Origin of the sequence: Rhizobium sp. 16-488-2b (genome assembly GCF_017741815.1) — a bacterium.
Lineage (GTDB): Bacteria > Pseudomonadota > Alphaproteobacteria > Rhizobiales > Rhizobiaceae > Rhizobium.
On the sequence record NZ_JAGHMF010000004.1, the window covers coordinates 227,521 to 245,709 of the forward strand.

At 63.6% G+C, this 18,189-nt stretch carries 19 protein-coding genes; 10 read left to right on the plus strand and 9 right to left on the minus strand.

Translation table 11 applies throughout. From position 1 onward, the window contains the following. The first annotated feature begins 29 nt into the window (after window positions 1–29). Window positions 30–878, plus strand: a complete 849-nt coding sequence (locus tag J5286_RS05800) for a metallophosphoesterase (protein ID WP_209189569.1) — start codon at window positions 30–32, stop codon at window positions 876–878. A 2-nt stretch (window positions 879–880) separates the two neighbouring features. Here J5286_RS05800 and J5286_RS05805 read toward each other — a convergent pair whose 3' ends face one another. Beyond that, on the minus strand, window positions 881–1,795 hold the full coding sequence (locus J5286_RS05805; RefSeq protein ID WP_209189570.1) for an AraC family transcriptional regulator: 915 nt from the start codon (window positions 1,793–1,795) through the stop codon (window positions 881–883). Between the two features lie 160 nt (window positions 1,796–1,955). On the opposite strand from J5286_RS05805, the gene J5286_RS05810 reads away from it, so the two are divergent. Next, on the plus strand, window positions 1,956–2,735 hold the full coding sequence (locus J5286_RS05810) for an SDR family NAD(P)-dependent oxidoreductase (RefSeq protein WP_209189571.1): 780 nt from the start codon (window positions 1,956–1,958) through the stop codon (window positions 2,733–2,735). 45 nt (window positions 2,736–2,780) lie between these two features. Here J5286_RS05810 and J5286_RS05815 read toward each other — a convergent pair whose 3' ends face one another. Continuing rightward, the gene (locus tag J5286_RS05815) at window positions 2,781–3,485 is read right to left on the minus strand and encodes a helix-turn-helix transcriptional regulator (protein ID WP_209189572.1); all 705 of its coding nucleotides are present in this window, start codon (window positions 3,483–3,485) and stop codon (window positions 2,781–2,783) included. 128 nt (window positions 3,486–3,613) lie between these two features. Here J5286_RS05815 and J5286_RS05820 point away from each other — a divergent pair, with 128 nt between their 5' ends. The 5 genes from J5286_RS05820 to J5286_RS05840 all read left to right on the plus strand — a co-directional run bounded on the left by J5286_RS05820 (window position 3,614) and on the right by J5286_RS05840 (window position 7,333). Then, the gene (locus tag J5286_RS05820) at window positions 3,614–4,252 is read left to right on the plus strand and encodes a LysE family translocator (RefSeq protein ID WP_209189573.1); all 639 of its coding nucleotides are present in this window, start codon (window positions 3,614–3,616) and stop codon (window positions 4,250–4,252) included. Between the two features lie 141 nt (window positions 4,253–4,393). Next, window positions 4,394–4,846, plus strand: coding sequence for a c-type cytochrome (locus J5286_RS05825; RefSeq protein WP_209189574.1), 453 nt, complete (start codon window positions 4,394–4,396; stop codon window positions 4,844–4,846). Window positions 4,847–4,945: 99 nt separating this feature from the next. Beyond that, window positions 4,946–5,860 carry a cytochrome c gene (locus J5286_RS05830; protein ID WP_209189575.1) on the plus strand — a complete coding sequence of 305 codons (915 nt, stop codon included), beginning with the start codon at window positions 4,946–4,948 and terminating at the stop codon, window positions 5,858–5,860. Window positions 5,861–5,984: 124 nt separating this feature from the next. After that, window positions 5,985–6,977, plus strand: a complete 993-nt coding sequence (locus J5286_RS05835) for a phytanoyl-CoA dioxygenase family protein (RefSeq protein ID WP_209189576.1) — start codon at window positions 5,985–5,987, stop codon at window positions 6,975–6,977. Between the two features lie 59 nt (window positions 6,978–7,036). Further along, window positions 7,037–7,333: a helix-turn-helix domain-containing protein gene (locus J5286_RS05840; RefSeq protein WP_209189577.1), complete on the plus strand. Its 297-nt coding sequence runs from the start codon at window positions 7,037–7,039 to the stop codon at window positions 7,331–7,333. Window positions 7,334–7,372: 39 nt separating this feature from the next. Here J5286_RS05840 and J5286_RS05845 read toward each other — a convergent pair whose 3' ends face one another. From J5286_RS05845 to J5286_RS05860, 4 genes are all read right to left on the minus strand, one after another. Further along, window positions 7,373–7,867: a GNAT family N-acetyltransferase gene (locus tag J5286_RS05845; RefSeq protein ID WP_018902505.1), complete on the minus strand. Its 495-nt coding sequence runs from the start codon at window positions 7,865–7,867 to the stop codon at window positions 7,373–7,375. Between the two features lie 214 nt (window positions 7,868–8,081). Continuing rightward, the gene (locus J5286_RS05850) at window positions 8,082–8,630 is read right to left on the minus strand and encodes a redoxin family protein (protein ID WP_209189578.1); all 549 of its coding nucleotides are present in this window, start codon (window positions 8,628–8,630) and stop codon (window positions 8,082–8,084) included. A gap of 125 nt (window positions 8,631–8,755) precedes the next feature. Continuing rightward, complete coding sequence (locus J5286_RS05855) at window positions 8,756–9,472, minus strand: hypothetical protein (RefSeq protein WP_209189579.1); 717 nt, start codon at window positions 9,470–9,472, stop codon at window positions 8,756–8,758. 34 nt (window positions 9,473–9,506) lie between these two features. Further along, window positions 9,507–10,154, minus strand: a complete 648-nt coding sequence (locus J5286_RS05860) for a MarR family winged helix-turn-helix transcriptional regulator (RefSeq protein WP_209189580.1) — start codon at window positions 10,152–10,154, stop codon at window positions 9,507–9,509. A gap of 114 nt (window positions 10,155–10,268) precedes the next feature. Here J5286_RS05860 and dmeR point away from each other — a divergent pair, with 114 nt between their 5' ends. The 3 genes from dmeR (at window position 10,269) to bla (ending at window position 12,656) form a co-directional block, all read left to right on the plus strand. Next, window positions 10,269–10,541, plus strand: coding sequence for a Ni(II)/Co(II)-sensing transcriptional repressor DmeR (gene dmeR / locus J5286_RS05865; protein ID WP_112535409.1), 273 nt, complete (start codon window positions 10,269–10,271; stop codon window positions 10,539–10,541). A 51-nt stretch (window positions 10,542–10,592) separates the two neighbouring features. After that, window positions 10,593–11,612: a CDF family Co(II)/Ni(II) efflux transporter DmeF gene (dmeF, locus tag J5286_RS05870; protein WP_209215330.1), complete on the plus strand. Its 1,020-nt coding sequence runs from the start codon at window positions 10,593–10,595 to the stop codon at window positions 11,610–11,612. A 156-nt stretch (window positions 11,613–11,768) separates the two neighbouring features. After that, complete coding sequence (gene bla, locus J5286_RS05875) at window positions 11,769–12,656, plus strand: class A beta-lactamase (RefSeq protein WP_209189582.1); 888 nt, start codon at window positions 11,769–11,771, stop codon at window positions 12,654–12,656. A gap of 667 nt (window positions 12,657–13,323) precedes the next feature. Here bla and J5286_RS05880 read toward each other — a convergent pair. The 3 genes from J5286_RS05880 to J5286_RS05890 all read right to left on the minus strand — a co-directional run bounded on the left by J5286_RS05880 (window position 13,324) and on the right by J5286_RS05890 (window position 18,074). Further along, complete coding sequence (locus J5286_RS05880) at window positions 13,324–13,782, minus strand: hypothetical protein (RefSeq protein WP_209189583.1); 459 nt, start codon at window positions 13,780–13,782, stop codon at window positions 13,324–13,326. Window positions 13,783–13,927: 145 nt separating this feature from the next. Then, window positions 13,928–16,264, minus strand: coding sequence for a glucose/quinate/shikimate family membrane-bound PQQ-dependent dehydrogenase (locus J5286_RS05885; RefSeq protein ID WP_209189584.1), 2,337 nt, complete (start codon window positions 16,262–16,264; stop codon window positions 13,928–13,930). A 313-nt stretch (window positions 16,265–16,577) separates the two neighbouring features. Beyond that, on the minus strand, window positions 16,578–18,074 hold the full coding sequence (locus J5286_RS05890; RefSeq protein ID WP_209189585.1) for a protein adenylyltransferase SelO: 1,497 nt from the start codon (window positions 18,072–18,074) through the stop codon (window positions 16,578–16,580). Between the last annotated feature and the right edge of the window lie 115 nt (window positions 18,075–18,189).

An 18,189-nucleotide genomic window follows, 5' to 3' on the forward strand; every position in this document is an offset into this window, starting at 1 on the left:
CTGTCACCCACCCCACCTAATCCGGCACCATGACCCAATCGCTCCCCCTGTTCCGCTTCGGCGTCGTCGCCGACCCGCAATATGCCGCCCGCGAGCCGCATGCCGGCATGGATCGTTATTACGAAAACAGCCCCGCCAAGCTGAAAGCCGCAATCGAGGTGTTCAACGCCGAGGATCTGAGCTTCGTCATCACGCTGGGCGACATCATCGACCGCGATTTCGCAAGCTTCGACGCCATCCTGCCCGTCTATGACGCCCTGAAGCACGACAATCTGTTCCTGCTCGGCAATCACGACTTCGCCGTCGCACCCGAGCACTTGGAAGACGTCGCCGCCCACCTCGGCATGCCGGCGCCCTATTACAGCCTCGCCAATCACGGCTGGCGCTTCATCATGCTCGATGGCAACGAAGTCAGCACCTTCGCCCCGCCGGAGGGCCACCCCTACCGCGAGATCGCCGCCGAGAAGCTCGCCGAACTCCGCGCCGCCGGTGCCATCAACGCCGAAGCCTGGAACGCCATGATCAGCGACCGCCAGTTCGATTGGCTGAAAGCCGAGATCGAAGACGCCGCCGCGCGCGGCGAACGCGTCATTGTCATGAACCACTACCCAGTCTATCCGCCCAACCAGCACGATTGCTGGGACCGCGAACGCATGATCGAGCTGCTGACAAAAAGCCCCAACGTCATGGCCTATTTCAACGGCCACAACCACGTCGGCAATTACGGCGCGGTTGACGGCTGCCACTTCGTCAACTTCAAGGGCATGGTCGACACCGAGACCGAAAACACCTTTGCCATCGTCGACGTCCACGCCGACCGCATCGAAATCCGCGGCTTCGGCCGCGAGGAGAGCAGGGTGCTGGCGCTGAGGGCTTGAGCCTAAGCCGCCGCCGTCTCCATCGGCAAACCTCTCATCTCGCTGACATCCCGCTTCGGCGGCGTGCCGAACATGCGGGTATATTCGCGGCTGAACTGCGAGGCGCTTTCGTAGCCCACCTGATAGGCGGCGCTTGCCACGTTGGCGCCGTCGGTGACCATCAGCCGGCGGGCTTCGAGCAGGCGCATGTGCTTCTGATATTGCAGCGGCGTCATCGAGGTCAGCGTCTTGAAATGCTGGTGGAACGAGGACGGGCTCATGCGCGCCACGGCCGCCAGTTCCTCGATCCTGACGGGTTCGGCGAAATTGTCGCGCAGCCGGTAGATCGCGTCGCTCATCCGCCGCGCATGGCTGCCGGGCAGCGCCAGCTTGCAGATCTCGCGGCCGTTCGGCCCGGTCAGCAGCCAGTAGCAGATCTCCCGCATGATCGAGCGCGCCAGCACGGGGATCGCCTTCGGCGTCGCCATGAGGTTGAGCAGCCGGCGCACGCAATCCTGCAGCGCTTCGTCGAAATCCTGCACGAAGACGCAGGCGATCCCGTCGCCGGATGGCTTGGGCGGGTTTTCGAGGTCATCCATCACCTCGCGCATCAGGACAGGATCGAAATCGATGTTGAGCCCGAGATAGGGCTGCTCGGGGCTGGCCTCGACGATCTGGCCGGATGCGGGGAGTTCGACGGTGACGATGAGGAGCTGGTTCTCGCCATAGTCGAGCACCCGGTCGCCGCTCAGGATCCGCTTGGCGCCCTGCAGTACCACGCAGATGGTCGGCCGGTAGATGCGGTGATGCGGTATCACTGGCTGGCTGACGCGCGAGATCGCCAGCCCCGGCACGGGCACGGGCATGGCAAACGACCCGTCGCCGCCGCCGACCGTATCGATATAGCGCGACACCATGTCCTTCAGCGCTTCCGCCATGCTGCTCTCCATCAAAACCACTGGGAGTGATCTTAGATCACTGGCTTCAGGCCGCAAGTCGATTGGAGGAATAGGCAAGAAATTCGAGAGTTCCGGCATTCAGCAGAGAGGGTGTGCAGGCGTAGCATCAGGCCATCGAATGAGCCCCAAGGAGCCTGTCATGCCGAGTGAAAATCAAGCAAATTCAACGAACAAGATCGCCATCGTCACCGGAGGTGGTCGCGGCCTCGGCCGCAACACGGTGGTCAGCCTCGCCAGGCGCGGCGTCGATGTCATCCTGACCTACAACACGAATAAGGCAGAAGCCGAAAGCGCCGTCGCCGAGATCGAGGCGGCCGGCGCCAAGGCTGTCGCCCTCCAGCTCGACACCGGCAATGCCGGTTCGTTCGACGCTTTCGTCGCAAGCGTCCGGCAGGCGCTGGAAGCCTTCGGAGCCAGGGATTTCGATTATCTCGTCAACAATGCCGGCACCAGCTACCACGCCTCGATCGCCGAGACGACCGAGGAGGCCTTCAACGGCCTCGTCAATGTCCACCTGAAGGGCGTCTTCTTCCTGACGCAGAAGCTCTTGCCGCTGATGGCCGATGGCGGCCGCATCATCAACATCTCGAGCGGTCTTGCCCGCTTCAGCGTTCCCGGCAGCTCTGCCTATGCGGCCATGAAGGGCGCCATCGAGGTCTTCACCCGCTATTTGGCCAAGGAGCTCGGCGCCCGCGGCATCACCGCCAACACCGTTGCACCCGGCGCCGTGATGACCGATTTCAGCGGCGGCATCGTTCGTGACAATCCCGTGGTCAACAAGATGGTCTCCGACATGACAGCACTCGGCCGCCCCGGCGTCGCCGACGATATCGGCCCGATGATCGCCTCGCTGCTCTCTGAGGACAATCGCTGGGTCAACGGCCAGCGCATCGAAGTCTCCGGCGGCGCCGCCCTCTGAGGATGAGAAACGGCCGTCCCCGTGATCCCAGCCACGGGGACGGCGTCAGATCGCCGAAACGGCGGCCGGCGTCTGTGTCCACCCCGAGGTCCAGAGCGTCCGCAAACCGTCGCCTTCGCCCTTGAAGAAGCCCTCGGCCTCCACGCAGCGCTCGACCCTGTCGCTGCGGAAATTGCGGATCGCCTCGCGCAGCTCGCACCATGCAACGATGTTCGAGCTCTGCGAGTAATAAATGAGCGCGATCGGCCGGATCGTGCGCTGGCTGCCCCGGCCGAGCTCGTCGCGATAATCGAGCCTCAGCTTCCGCTCGTCGCGGATAGCGCCGCGCACTAGCGAGAGGTCCAGCCCCTCCGGCGAAGGCGCGATCGTGCCCCAGGCATAGAGCGCCTTTCCCTCCATCGCCTCTCGCAGCGGGGCCGGCACGGCACCTGAAATCTTCTGGTTCACCCTCTTGGCCGCCTGCTTCAGCGCCGCGTCGCCGGTGCGCTCCACCAGCGCCAGCGACAGCACGATCGCCTCCATCTCCTCGATCGTAAACATCAGCGGCGGCAGGTCGAAGCCGGGCCGGAGGATATAGCCAATCCCGCGCCCGCCCTCGATCGGCACGCGCATCGCCTGCAGCGCCGCAATGTCGCGGTAGATCGAGCGAACGGTCACCTCCAGCGCTTCGGCCATGACGGCGGCCGTCACCGGCCGTTTCGCCAGCCGCAGCAGCTGGATGATCTCGAAAAGCCGGGACGCCTTGCGCATATCCTCTCCTCCGCCAAACGCTCCTGACACTACACTGTCAGTTGGGCCGTCGTACAGATCACTCTATCGAATTGAAATTCAACGGTATCCGCAAGCTCTGCATCGCGGATCGACGATAGGCAACTGACATGACCTACAGCGAAAACCTCTGGCTCTATTTCACCCTTCTTTTCGGCATCATCATCGTCCCGGGCATGGACATGCTCTTCGTGCTCGCCAATTCGCTGACGTCTGGCCGCCGCGCCGGCATGGCGGCAACGGCGGGCATAATGGCCGGCGGGGCGGTGCATTCGCTCTATGGCGCGATCGGCGTCGGCCTTCTGGCGACGCTTTTGCCAGCGCTTTTCAACCCGCTGCTCTTCATCGGCGCCGCCTACATGGCCTGGATCGGCTACACCCTGCTCGCAAGCTCGATCACGGTCTCATCCGTCGAAGGCGGCGCAAGCGGTTCCGGCTGGCGCGCATTCCGCCAGGGCGCCATCACCTGCCTCATCAATCCCAAGGCCTATCTCTTCATGCTGGCGGTCTATCCGCAGTTCCTGAAGCCCGTCTATGGGCCGATCTGGCTGCAGGGCATCGTCATGGGGCTGATGACCATGGCAACGCAAGCGGCGATCTACGGCACCGTCGCCGTCACCGCCTCGCGCAGCCGAACGCTGCTGATCTCCAACCCCAGCGCCACCATCCTTGTTGGCCGCATCGCCGGCGGCCTTTTGGTGGCGATCGCGATCCTGACTGCCTGGCATGGCTGGCGGGCGCCGGCGTGAAAAGCGAGAAAGCCGCAAATTCCTGAATTTATTACGCTCTCACCCACTTGTTACTTTTTAGCTGAGATTAATTTGCCATCATGCCCGCGTAAAACGAAGCGCCGGGCTTCGAAAATCTCGGTATCGAAGAGGAGTGGAGACATGAGAGTAAAAGCAATCGTCGCGGCCGTGCTGGTCGCCGGCATGGGGGTCACGTCGGTGTTGGCGGCCGGAGAGGGCACGCATGACGCACGCGTTGCCATGATGAAGAAGATCGGCGGCGCCACCGGCGCGCTCTCGGGCATCGCCAAGGGCGACAAGCCCTACGACGCCGAAGCCGTGAAGGCAGCGCTGACCACGATCTCGGAAAACGCCAAGGCCTTCCCGGATCAGTTCGGACCCGGCACGGAAAACGCATCCGCCGATTCCGAGGCGAGTCCGAAGATCTGGGAAAACATGGATGACTTCAAGGCTCGCTCGGCCAAGCTCGGCACGGATGCCGATACGCTGCTCGCCCAGCTTCCGGCAGATGCCGCAGGCGTCGGCGCCGGCCTGAAGACGCTCGGCGCCAATTGCGGCGGCTGTCATCAGAACTACCGCGTCAAGAAGGAATAGTCTCTCACATCGACCGGTCTTCTACGATCCGCCTGGCCTTGCCCGCCGGGCGGATCGCTTTATGTCCAGTAAGCGTCACGGACGATGGGAGAGCAGTGCATGTTTCGCAGGTTTATCAGGTTTGTTCTCTGTCTTGTCGGCGTCGCCGTCTTGGGTGGCGCCGTCTTCTACCTGGTAACCGCACCCAACCCGCTGCCTGAGAGCCATTGGGCAAACCTTGGTGCTCCTGACGTCAAGAACGGCGAAATGGTCTTCTGGGCCGGCGGCTGCGTCAGCTGTCACGCGGCGCCGGGGGCTGAAGGCGATGCCAAGCTGACGCTGTCTGGCGGGCTGGCGCTGAAGAGCCCCTTCGGCACCTTCCATGTCCCCAATATCTCGCCCGACGAACAGGCCGGCATCGGCAAATGGACGCTCGCGCAATTCGGCAATGCCATGAAGCGCGGCGTGGCGCCCAATGGCGCGCATCTCTATCCGTCCTTCCCCTATGCCTCCTATACGCGCATGAGCGACAAGGACGTCAACGACCTCTACGCCTACATGAAGACCCTGCCGAAGAGCAGCAACGTCGCGCCGCCGCATGAGCTGCCATTCCCGTTCAACATCCGGCTGGCGCTCGGCGGCTGGAAGCTCCTCTATTTCAACGACAGCCCGCGCGTCGTGCTTCAAAATGCCGATGACAAGGTCAAACGCGGCCAGTATCTGGTCGAGGGCCTCGGCCATTGCGGCGAATGTCACACCCCGCGTGATGCGCTGGGCGGCCTGAAGCCGGACCTGTGGCTCGCCGGCGCTCCCAATCCGGAAGGGCAGGGCACCATCCCCAACATCACGCCGGGCTCGAAGGCCATCGGCGAATGGAGCGAGGCCGACATCGCCAACTACCTCGAAACCGGCTTCACGCCCGATTTCGATTCGGCCGGCGGATCGATGACCGAGGTGCAGCAGAACGTCGCTCACCTACCCAAGGCTGATCTGGAGGCGATTGCCGCCTACCTGAAGGCGGTGCCTGGTCGTTGAGGGTAGAAATACCCCAAAATTGCCGCATTGCAGCATTTATTAGCAGTTTCGACTGAATGCCCCGCAGTGGCACATGCCGCTGCCGAATGACGATCCTCAAACGTCTTGCGAAAGGCCAGCTGAAATGCACAGCTCATCAGTATCTCCCGCCAGTGGTGCCGCCTCGAACGCCTCCGCCAATGATCTCGAAGCGGTCGCGCGCAAGGGCGGCAAGCTCAAGCGCATGGCGGTCCGCATCCCCACCTACATGGCCGATATCCGCGAGAACCCGGCCTGGCTGCCGATGTTCCTGCTTGCCCGCACCATTCCCGGCCGCCGTGCCCACTGGCTGACCGCCAGGAAGAGCAACGGCGCGATCGACAACCTGCCGACGATCTTCCAGGGCGTGAACGCCGAAACTGCCGTCGATGCGCTGAACCGCGACGGCATCTTCCCCGACCTGCAGCTGCCGGCTGATATCACGCAGGAGATATCCGCCTTCGGCCACGCCACCGCGTGCTTCGGCAATTTCGACCGCAAGATAGAGTTCACCGCATCGGACCACCGCGCCACCGAAGACAGGCTCGGCCGACCGATCCTCTCCGGCCACCATTTCGAGCGGGCGCTGGATTGCCCGGCGGTTCTGACCGTGCAGCGCGATCCGCTATTGTCGGAGATCGCCCGCCGCTATCTCGGTGCCCAGGCGCGACTGATCACCACCCGCACATGGTGGAGCTTCCCCACCAAGGCCAGCGAAGCCGACCGCAGCCTTGCCTCGCTCGACAAGTATCACTTCGATCTCGACGACTGGCGGATGCTGAAGTTCTTCTTCTATCTCGTGGATGTGGATCAAGGCACCGGCCCGCACGTCTTCGTCCGGGGCAGCCACAACAAGCGCCGCATGAAGCACCAGCTGACATTGCTGGTCGGCCACCCCGCCGACGAGATCATCGATTACTACGGCAAGGACAGCCCGATCACGTTGACCGGCAAGGCCGGCTCCGGCTTCGTCGAAGACCCCTTCGGCTTCCACATGGGAACCGTCGCCACCGAAAAGCCACGCCTGATGATGGAGATCGGCTTCGGCGTCTCCAAACCCTCCCGCCGCCGCTTCCACGGCGAACCGGTGCTGCGCTAGGGAGCGCAGCCAATCTGGCGGACATTGCGGACCATACGGAAATCCCGTATGGTCCAGTCATGACGACAGACAGGTTCGATCCCAGGAAGGACGCGGCTTTGCCGGCTGATCCTGCTGACGCCGACGATTTCGGCGTAACGGCCGAAGCGCTGGATCGCGCCCAGCGCGCCCGTCTCATCCGCCGGACGAGAACACAGCTCGGGCTGTCGCAATCCGAGTTCGCGCGCCGTTTCCGCGTGCCCGTCGGCACATTGCGCGATTGGGAGCAGGCTCGAGCGACGGCACCGGATTTCGCCGTCGCTTATATGCGGGTGATCGAGCAGTTTCCCGAGATCGTCGCCAAGGCCGTTGCCTGAACACGCCTACGGACGGGCTTGCTTGACGGTCGCAGCAACCTAAGCCAGTGCCTGCAGATAGCGCATGCCGGTGACCGGGCGCGGGATGAAGTCCATGTGTTCGTAGAAGCGGTGCGCCTGGATATTGCCGGTCGCGGCGCTGACCGAGAGATAGCCGCAGCCGGCGTTGCGGGCGGTATCGCGGGCGCGGTTGACGAGATGCTGGCCGACCCCGTGGCCGCGATGGCCGTCACGCACGAAGAGATGGTGCAGATCCATGCCGCGCGCGCCTTCCTGTGCGCGGTAGAGCGGCACGAGAATGGCGTAGCCGATCAGGCCTTCGTCGGTTTCCGCAACGAGCGCGGTAATCCAGGGCAGGGGGCCGAACAGGTCGCGCTCGAGCTGCTCCGGCGTCGAGCCGGCGGCGTCGCCGTGGTGCTTGGCGAGCAGCGCGATCATGTCGTTGAGTTCGGGAAGGTCGCGCGGCTTGGCGGCGCGGATATTGATCACCGGCGGGCGGATCAATGAGATTTCGCTGTCTTCGATGTCGGTCATGTCTTTGCGTCCCAGTCTGGCGTTTCGTGGTGTTCTGCCGTCAGGACGCTTGAGATACAACAAAGCCGCCTGACGGCGGCTTGTTGACAATAAGATCTGTCCAGCCGCCCTTTACAGGTACAGCCAAAAATACGAGCGAGAGATGTGCGCGTTCTTGATCATGAGCAGATGAATCATCCAGAACGCGCCTTTTGTCAATGCCCTTCCGCAGCTTCTACGCGCCCGTCCCGCCGATCGCGCAACGCCCGCCCTCGCAGCCCTCTCCCACCACTTCGTCGACAGAGCCCGGCAGCGGCTGCGCCAACGCCATGGCGATCCGGGCGCCGACCGCCATGTCTTCCTCGACGCCGAAAGCGTGGTGGAGAATACGCCCGTCGCGACCGATCAGCACGGAGGAGGGCGTGCCGCGAAAGCCGTATCGTGCCATCGTCACCGGCACGTCGCCATCGCCCGCCTGATCGACGCCAATCGGCGAGGTTATCCGGTATTCATGGATGAAGGCCTTCAGCGTCACTGGTGTCATCGCCGCGTGGTGCTCGAACACGGTGTGCAGACCGATCACCTGGAGATCGCTGCCTTGAAACAGTCGCTCGATCTTGCGCACCTGCGGCAGGCTCTCGGAAACGCAGCCGGGGCAGAGAAGCTGGAAACTGTGGAGATAGACCACCTTGCCGCGCAGCGCTTCGAGCGTGATCGGGGCCGGAGTGTTGAACCATTCGCTGACGGAGAGCTCTGGCGCGAGCGGCGGATGCTCTTGTGACATCGCATTATCCTTTCTTGCAACGAGCGCACGCGGCGGGGTAAGTCTCGTTGGCTTTCTTTTTCCATTTGCCTGGAGAGAGGAACAGGCCGACCCGGCGATGGCAGTCGCCGGGTCGGCGCATCCGCTTATTTCGCGGGCGTGACCTTACCGGGCAGGCTGAGATCGCCCGAGGCCACCTTGAAGACATCGTCGACGCAAAGCAGCGGCGAGTGCAGGTTGCCGTTGATCTTCAGCCCGGCCGTCACGCCGTCATAGGAAGCGCCGGCGATGCCGCCGATCAGCTTCAGCGGGATCGACACATCGACCGTGTCGCCCTCGACCTTCGTCGGATAGTCCGGGCTGTCGATCAGAAGCGGCACGCCGGGCCATGTTTCCGGCAGCTTCGGCTTGGCGCCCTCTGGAATGTCGGTCACCTTCAGTCCGCCGGCGCAGGCCTTGTCCTTGTTGAGCACGACCCAGTGCGGATGCCAGACGGCGCGGTTCTTCTTGCCATTGGCGCCGTCATCGAAATCGGGATGGAAGGTGACGGCCAGCGCCACGATCCCCTGATCCTTCTCGAAGCCGACATCGGCGCTGTTGAGCGAGGTCGGCCAGACATAGGCGTAGACGCTCGATCCCTCGAACTTGCCGGTGGCATCCGGCCGGTCTTTGCCGGCCTCGCCGCGCACGCGGGTGGAGAAGATCGCCGTATCCTTGGTGGTGACGATCCTGGTTTCGATGATGTCGAACGACGCCTTCACCTTGTCGTCGGGCTTCGCCTTCACCGTATGCGCCGCAGCCGTCCCGAGGCCGAGCGCCAGCGCGCCGGCGGCGATCGCCCCGGCCAATCCATATCGCAGCATGTTGAATCCTTCCTTTTCCTGTTGCCTGGAGAGTTCACCGATCCTGTTGAAAGGCATCCCAGGTGGCAGCCCGGGTTGCCGGATCGGCGATTTCATGGTCGCGGCAGTCGATGCGGAATTCGTTCTGGCCGAAAGCCGCGTTCACGAAATGACAGTGGTGCGGCTTTGCCGCATCCGGATGCTGGTAGGGCGAGAAGTAGCGACAGGTCGCGCACATGCGCTGGACCGGTATCGCGTCCGCCTCCTGCAGGTGCCTGATCACCTTGACCAGCGACATCAGCAGCTCCTGCTGCTCTTGTGCGGGCAGGGCGCCGACGGCCGTGGTCGTGGCATCCGCCATCGAGCCGGCCGCCGCAAGCGCGTCGCGTCCCTCATCGGTAATCTCGATCGCCGCCGCGCGCCGGTCGCCGGACGCATCGCTCTTGCGCACCAGCCCCTTGCGCTCCAGCGCCGAAACGGAATCCGTCGCCGTCGGCTGCGAGACGCCGAGATGCGCGGCGACCTCCTTCACCCGCGCCGGCAGGCTGCGTCCGCCGAGAAAGTCGAGGATCGCAAGCTGCGTCGGCTTCAGCCCCGTCGCCTCTGCGCGCGTCCACTCGTCGCTGCGCATGGCCATCGCCACGCGCGCCAGTCCTTCGGCGACGCGATGCGAGATCGGGGTGGGGTCATCAGGTGTTTCCATGAGGCTTGTATATAGGAGTCCTATATGAATGCAAGCGTGTCGGCAATTCCGAGCAGGCTTTCCAAACATTCCCTCATAAGATAGGATACCCCCCTATCCTATATCGAGAAGATCATGTCCCACACCCAGCACAACAAGAAAAAGCTCATCGCCCGCATCAACAGGCTGAAGGGCCAGATGGATGCGGTGGAGCGGGCGCTTGAGGCCGAAAAGCCCTGCGGCGAGATTCTGCAGCTGCTTTCCTCCATTCGCGGCGCGCTCAATGGGCTGACGGGCGAGGTGCTGGATGATCACCTGCACGAGCATGTCCTGCACGCTTCGGACGAGAAGGCGCGCAGCGAGGCCGTCGAGGAAATTTCCGAGGTTCTGAGAACCTACATCCGCTGATGCGCCTGAGGGCGCGAGACCACTGACGAGAGCACCGACAAGGAGCGTGCGATGAGCGCACAGACAAACAACCTGCAGCACGAGCACGTCTTCCTCGGCGAGGACCACGACCGCAACACCCGCCGCATCTGGCTGGTCATCGCGCTGACCGCATCGATGATGGTGGCCGAGATCGCCGCCGGCACGTGGTACGGCTCGATGGCGCTGGTCGCCGATGGCTGGCACATGTCGACCCATGCGAGCGCCATGCTGATCTCGGCGCTCGCCTATCTCTACGCCCGCCGCCAGGCCCACAATCCGCGCTTCACCTTCGGCACCGGCAAGCTCGGCGATCTCGCCGGTTTCGCCAGCGCCATCATCCTGGCGCTGATCGCGCTGCTGATGGCCTATGAAAGCGTGCTGCGTATCGCCAACCCGGTTCCGATCAGCTTTTCCCAGGCGATCGGCGTTGCCGTCCTCGGCCTCGCCGTCAATGTCTTGAGTGCCTGGCTGCTGAAGGACGATCACCATCACCATGGCCATGCGCATGGGCACAGCCACGCCGATCACGGCTCGCACGCGCACCACGGCGACCATGCGCATCATGGTTCCCACGCCCATCACGGCGATCACGCTAGCCACGCCCCGCGCGCCACCGACAACAACATCCGCGCCGCCTATGTCCACGTCATCGCCGACGCGCTGACTTCGGTGCTGGCCATCGCGGCACTTCTGCTCGGCAGCCTCTACGGCTGGCTCTGGCTCGATCCGCTGATGGGTATCGTCGGCGGCGTCATCATCGCGCAGTGGGCCTGGGGCCTGATGAAGGCATCCGGCGCCGTTCTGCTCGACACATTGCCTGTTGCGGGCGATCTGCCCAAGGCGATCCGCAAGGTGGTCGAGACCGATGGCGACGAGATCACCGACCTGCACGTCTGGCAGGTCGGCCCCGGCCACCACGCGGCCATCGTCGCGGTGGCGACTTCTGCCCCGCGCGCACCATCGTTCTACAAGGAGAAGCTCGCGACGCTCGGCCAATTGTCGCATGTGACGGTCGAGGTCACGCAGATGGCCGCCAAAAAGGCCGCCTGACGATTGTGATGCCAGAGAGGGGCTTGATGCCGGGAATGCGAATCTGAAAGATCAACGCATTCCGATGGCGAAGGCGCGGGCGACGCAAGCGGGCCACAATCCGGCTTTAACCCCATACTCATTGATGCCTTCATCGATTCTGGCAGAGGTCTTTTCATGCATCCCTTTTCGATCCGCCGCCGCACGCTGCTCGGCTCCGCATTGCTCGCCCCGGCGCTGTTCCTGCCGGGGATCGTTCGCGCCGAGGACAGCGATGACGAGATCGATCGCCGCATTGGCGCGCTGGAAAAGCAGATCGGCGGACGCATCGGCGTGTCGGTCATCGATACAGAGACCAACATCTCCTTCGGCTATCGCGAGACCGAGACCTTCCCGATGTTCTCCACCTTCAAGGTGCTCGCCGCCGCCATGGTGCTGTCGCGCGTCGACAAGGGCGATGAAAATCTCGAGCGCCGCGTGGTCTACGAGAAGGAGCAGCTTATCGCCTACTCGCCCGAAACCGAGAAGCACGTCGGCGGCGAGGGCATGAGCGTCGGCGATCTCTGCAAGGCGGCGATCACGCTGAGTGACAACACCGCGGCCAATCTCATCCTCGAAAGCCTCGGCGGCCCGAAGGAACTGACCAATTGGCTGCGCACGCTCGGCGACGGCTCCACCCGGCTCGACCGTATCGAGCCCGATCTCAACGACATCGCCAAGGACGATCCGCGCGACACCACCACGCCCGATGCCATGCTCGACACGCTCGGCAACATCACGCTCGGCTCGGTGCTGTCGGAGCCCTCGCAAAAGACGCTGATCGAGTGGATGGTCGCCAACACCACGGGCACCGAACGCCTGCGCACCGGCCTGCCGGAAACCTGGAAGATCGGCGACAAGACCGGCACCGGCAAGAACGGCTCCGCCGCCGACATCGCCATCTGCTGGCCCCCCGGCCACGGCCCCATCCTGATCGCCGTCTACGTCACCAACGCGACGGTTACGACCGCCGAGATCAACCCGGTGTTCGGCGAGGTCGGGCGGATCGTGGCAGAGATGGTGTGAGGCGTCGGGCGGCTTGTTGAGCAGCGACGCCGGCATTAAACTGAAACCCTCACGGAGAAGCCAGATGGCGCGCGACGAGACGGGTGCTGGCAAAGGGCAGAGCGAGCCGGAGGCTCCGCAAGATCAATCCGACGACACATTGGTCGAGCGTGGACTTGCGTATGGTCGCGCACTGCGGGCTCGCGCCGGAAGCGATCGCGGCCCAGTTGCGGACAAGGCCTTCATCGATAGTCTCTACGAACGTTAGAAACGTTCGTTGGTAGATTTTCCGCTCGGCGCTGCCAATTGGCGCACATCAGGGCATGCGAAAAATTATCGATATATTTCATACGCCTAGAGTGAAAATGTGAATCTTGCTCGCATCTCGTTGAATCAATCTCTTAGCAGTTGGCTCCACCCTTGAGGTGCAGGCGAAGCGCCCCCATCCTCTCCCTCATTCTCGCCCTTGTGGCGGGAATCCAGCCGGCGCGCGTCCGCGCGGCGAGAAGACTCTTCTGCGGCCAAATACTGGGAGCAGGTCATTCACGGCGCAGACGCGCCGTGGCTGGATTCCTGTCACAAGGACAGGAATGAGGGCGGAGTTTGTGGCGCCGGGAGAGTCCTATCGCAGCGGCAGCAAGCATGAGCGGCGATCATGGCGTCCCGGCAGCTTTTACGGCAACACCCCTCACACCGCGCCGATATCCGTCGCAGCACTCTCGCCCTTGTCGTCATTCCCCGTCAGCTGCCGCTTCACCTCGTCGGCGATCTGCTTTTCGATCGCCGCGCGGTCGTCCATCGACATACCCTTCAGGCTGTCTTCGGTCATCCCGAGGCTGTCGAGCACCTGCTTGCGGATGCGTTCGGCGAGCGTCATGTTGGCGAGGTCGCTGAATTCGCTGACGATGGCATCGTGGCGGGCTTTGGCCTCGTCTTCCACACCTGACATCGTCGGGCTTTCGTCGGTCGCTTGCAGCGCCCACATGGTGCTGGAGATGGAGGGCGGCGTCGTGCTGGGCGCAAGCGATGCGCCGCTCTGGCGAACGCTGTCTTCGATCGTCATCGGCTGCTGCTTGTTGCGCTGGTTGGATTGCTGGAAAAGATTGCCCAAGCCATAAGCGCTCGAGATGCCGTCGCCGATCTTCATGAAAATTCCCCCTGAGACAACGCACGGAAGAATTGCGCCGAAAGCCTGCGCCAGCCTTTCGTTGTCATAATCGTGTCTGTGCATCAAAGGCCCAAACGCAAAATGGCCGCCCGGAGGCGGCCATTTCGGTGGTCTGTGAGGCCGCTTACGGCAGCGTGTAGGCGATGACGTAGTCGCCCGGCTTGGTGCCGACCGATCCGTGTCCGCCGGCCACCATCACGACATACTGCTTGTTGTCTGATGTCGTGTAGGTCATCGGCGTCGACTGGCCACCAGCCGGAAGGCGGGCCTGCCACAGTTGCTTGCCGTTGGTCACGTCGTAGGCGCGCAGGTAGTCGTCGACCGCGGCACCGAGGAAGGCAACGCCGCCCTTGGTGATGATCGGGCCGCCGATGCCTGGAACGCCGAGCTTGAAGGGCATCGGCAGCGGGCTCATGTCCTGCACCGTGCCGTTCACCAGCTTGTAGGCGGTCTTGCCCGTGGTCAGGTCTGCGCCGGCGACGTAACCCCATGGCGGTGCCTGGCAGGGAATGCCGAGCGGGCCGAGGAACGGACCCATGACTACGCCGTAAGGCGCGCCGTCATTGCGGTTCAGGCCCTGTTCGCTGCCCTTTTCGCCTGCATTCTTCGGCGGGATGTCGGCAGCGGGCACCAGGCGCGAGGTGAAGGCCAGATAGGTCGGCATGCCGAACATGATCTGCCGTTCGGGATCGACCGCGACCGAGCCCCAGTTGAAGGTGCCGAAATTGCCCGGATAAACGATCGTGCCTTCCAGCGACGGCGGCGTGTAGCGGCCTTCATACTTGTAGCGGTGGAACTCGATGCGGCACGCGAGCTGGTCGAACAGCGACACGCCCCACATGTTCTTCTCCTGCAGCGGTGGCGGCGAGAAGGTCAGGTCGGAGATCGGCTGCGTCGGAGAAGCATGATCCTCGGGGATCGTGCCCTGCGGCGCGGGGATTTCCTTGAACGGGATGATCGCCTCGCCAGTGCGGCGGTCGAGCACGTAGAGGTCGCCCTGCTTGGTGGGCGCCACAAGTGCCGGAACGACCGTACCGTCCGCCTTCTTCATGTCGAAGAGAACGGGCTGTGCCGGAACGTCCATGTCCCACAGGTCGTGGTGCACGAACTGCTGGACCCAGCGCAACTGGCCGGTCTTCATGTCCAGAGCAACGACCGACGACGAGAATTTCTCGACATTGGCGCTTCTGTTCATGCCGAGCTGGTCGGGCACCTGGTTGCCGAGCGGCACGTAGATCAGGCCGAGACCTTCATCGGCCGACAGAACCGACCAGCTGTTCGGCGAGTTCGTCGTGTAGGTCTGGCCCTCGGGCAGCGGCGTCGTGACGTCGGGGTTGCCCGAATCCCAGTTCCAGACCAGCGCGCCGGTGTGGATGTCGAAGGCGCGGATGACGCCGGACTGCTCCTGGGTGGAGTAGTTGTCGTTGACGGCGCCGCCGATGATCAGCTTGCCGTCGATCGCCACCGGCGGCGAGGTCGAGTAGTAGTAGCCGGCGGGGTTGTACTTCATGCCCTTTTCGAGGTGCAGCGTGCCCTGGTCGGCGAAATCGGTGCAGACCTTGCCGTCGAGCGCGTCGAGCGCGATCAGGCGGGCATCGGCGGTCGGCAGGTAGACGCGGTCGACGCAGGGAGCGCCGGCAGCCGCTGCCGTGTCGTGGTAGTAGGTGACGCCACGGCACGTTTGGTGCTGTCGGTCCGGGTTCATGCCGGAATTGGCGTCGAACTTCCACTTTTCCTTGCCGGTCTTGGCATCGAGCGCGATGGCAAGGTTGTGCGGTGTGCAGATGTAGAGCGTATCGCCAACCTTGAGCGGCGTGACCTGGTAGGTCGTCTCGCCGATATCATCCGGCCGCTTCACGTCGCCGGTCTGGTAGCGCCAGACCTCTTTCAGGTCCTTGACGTTGCTCACGTTCACCTGCTCGAGCGGCGAATAGCGCTGGCCGAAGGGCGTGCGGCCATACTGGTGCCACTCGCCGTCGGTCACCGTGCCGCCGAATGTCGTCGTCCCGGTCATGGCCGTCGGCAGGCTGCCGTTCTGGTCATGCGGGTCCGTCGTCATCGAATAACCGGCAATCACGATAGCGATGAGAACCGGAATGGCGAGCGGCCATGGGCTAGCCGGGTAGGGCGCGCCGGTCGTGCCGGAAAAGCCGAGCGGACGGCGGATCCAGGGCGTCAAGAGCCAAAGGCCGAGCAGGATGATCAGGCCGCCGCGCGGTCCGAGCTGCCACCAGTCGAAGCCGACTTCGTTGATCGCCCAGACGAGCGAAACGACGACGAGCACGGCATAGACCCAAAGGGCCGACGCCTTGCGCTTCAAGAGCAGCGCAGCGGTCAGCAGGAACATGATGCCTGCGAAGAGATAGAAGAAGTTACCACCGAGCAGCACGAGCCAGAGCCCGCCTCCGCCAAGTGCCAATCCTATCAGAATGAAGAGGATGGATGTTAAGACGATCGCCATCAGGCCGGTCTCCAACTGAAATGCATAAAGCTCCCGATGGGAGTCGGGAGCAATCAGGAACACACGCAAGCAGCGAGAAAGGACATTTCGCCGCAAGCGGTATCAGCGGAGATAGAGCGGCCCGATCTGCCTTTCAACCGCCACAATATGGGGGGCCAAGAAGTGGCTAAAATATGCGACAGAATCCGGATTTACGAGCGAGCATTGAATCTGTGCTTCGGCCACCGCCATGAAAAAGCCATGACGCGCAGGCGCTTGGCTGCGACAAAACGCCAGAGGCGCGCTAGCGTCTTGGTAGTGGACGAAGGGTCGGTCACGTCCCGCAAAATGTCTGCAACACCCGCTCATCGGGCTTGGGCGGCTGCATGTAGGCGGTAAATTCCGCGTGATCCTCATAAGGCCTGGCAAGCACGTCGAGCAGCGCTTCGAACAGCGAGAAATCCGCATCCTCGACGGCGGCTGCGATCGCCTGCTCGATGCGGTGATTGCGCGGGATGAAGGCGGGGTTGACGGCAAGCATCGCCACGCTGCGTTCGGCTCCGCTCGTCGTCTCGCGCGCAAGCCGCTCCTGCCAGCGCACCAGCCATTCCTTCGCCGCCATGCTGTCGCTGAACGTCTCGAGGAACGCGTCTTCGGCACTGTCGTCGGCTGCCAGATGCGACAGGCGCCGGAAGGTTAGCGTGAAATCCGCCTGGCCGGCCTGCATTACCGAAAGCAGCGACTGGATCAGCGAGAGATCGTCGTCCGCGACATCAGCAAGGCCGATCTTCTCGCGCATCCCCCGCATCCAGTGCAGCTGGAAGCGCTCGCCATAATCCTTGATGACCACATTGGCGATCTCCACCGCCTTGTCCTGATCGGCATCGATCAGCGGCAGCAGCGTTTCGCCGAGCCGCGCCAGGTTCCATTGTCCGATGCCGGGCTGGCTGGCATAGGCGTAGCGGCCGTTCTGGTCGATCGAGGAAAACACCTTGCCGGGATCATAGGCATCCATGAAGGCGCAGGGGCCGAAATCGATCGTCTCGCCCGAGACGGTCATGTTGTCGGTGTTCATCACGCCGTGGATGAAGCCGATATGCAGCCACTTGGCGATCAGCGCCGCCTGCCGTTCGGCGATAGCCTCGAACAGCGCGATATAGGGATTGGCCCCGTCCTTCAGCTCGGGATAGTGCCGGTCGATGACGTAGTCGGCGAGCGCCCGAACGCCCTCGGTATCGCCGCGCGCCGCAAAGAACTGGAAGGTGCCGACCCGGATATGGCTCGCCGCCACGCGGGTAAAGACAGCGCCGGGAAGGATCTGCTCGCGATAGACAGGCTGCCCCGTCGAGACCGCCGCCAGCGCCCGCGTCGCCGGCACGCCAAGCGCATGCATGGCTTCGCTGACGATATATTCGCGCAACACGGGCCCGAGCGCCGCGCGCCCGTCACCCCGCCGCGAAAACGGTGTCGCCCCGGCACCCTTCAGCTGGATATCGCGGCGCCGGCCTTTGACGTCGATCACCTCGCCAAGCAGGATGGCCCGCCCGTCGCCGAGCTGCGGCACGAAGCTGCCGAACTGATGCCCCGCATAGGCCATCGCCAGCGGATCGGCGCCTTCGGGCACGAGATTACCGGAAAAGATCGCGGCCCCATCGCGCTTCAGAACCTCTATGTCGAGCCCGAGCTCTTGCGCCAGCGGCTCGTTGAGCTTGATCAGCCACGGCTCGGCGGCGGCGGACGGCGCCTGGCGGGCGAAGAAGTTCTGCGGCAACCGCGCATAGCTGTTGTCGAAGGGGAAGGGGCGCGACGTCTGTGCGGGTGCAATGGTCATAGGCTTTAGGTAGGGCTCAGGCCCTGCCGGCGCAAGCGCTCAAGCGCCGTGTGTTGGCCGGAAATTCACCGGTTGCGCCCGCCGCCGCCGCCGCCACCTCCGCCATGGCCACCGC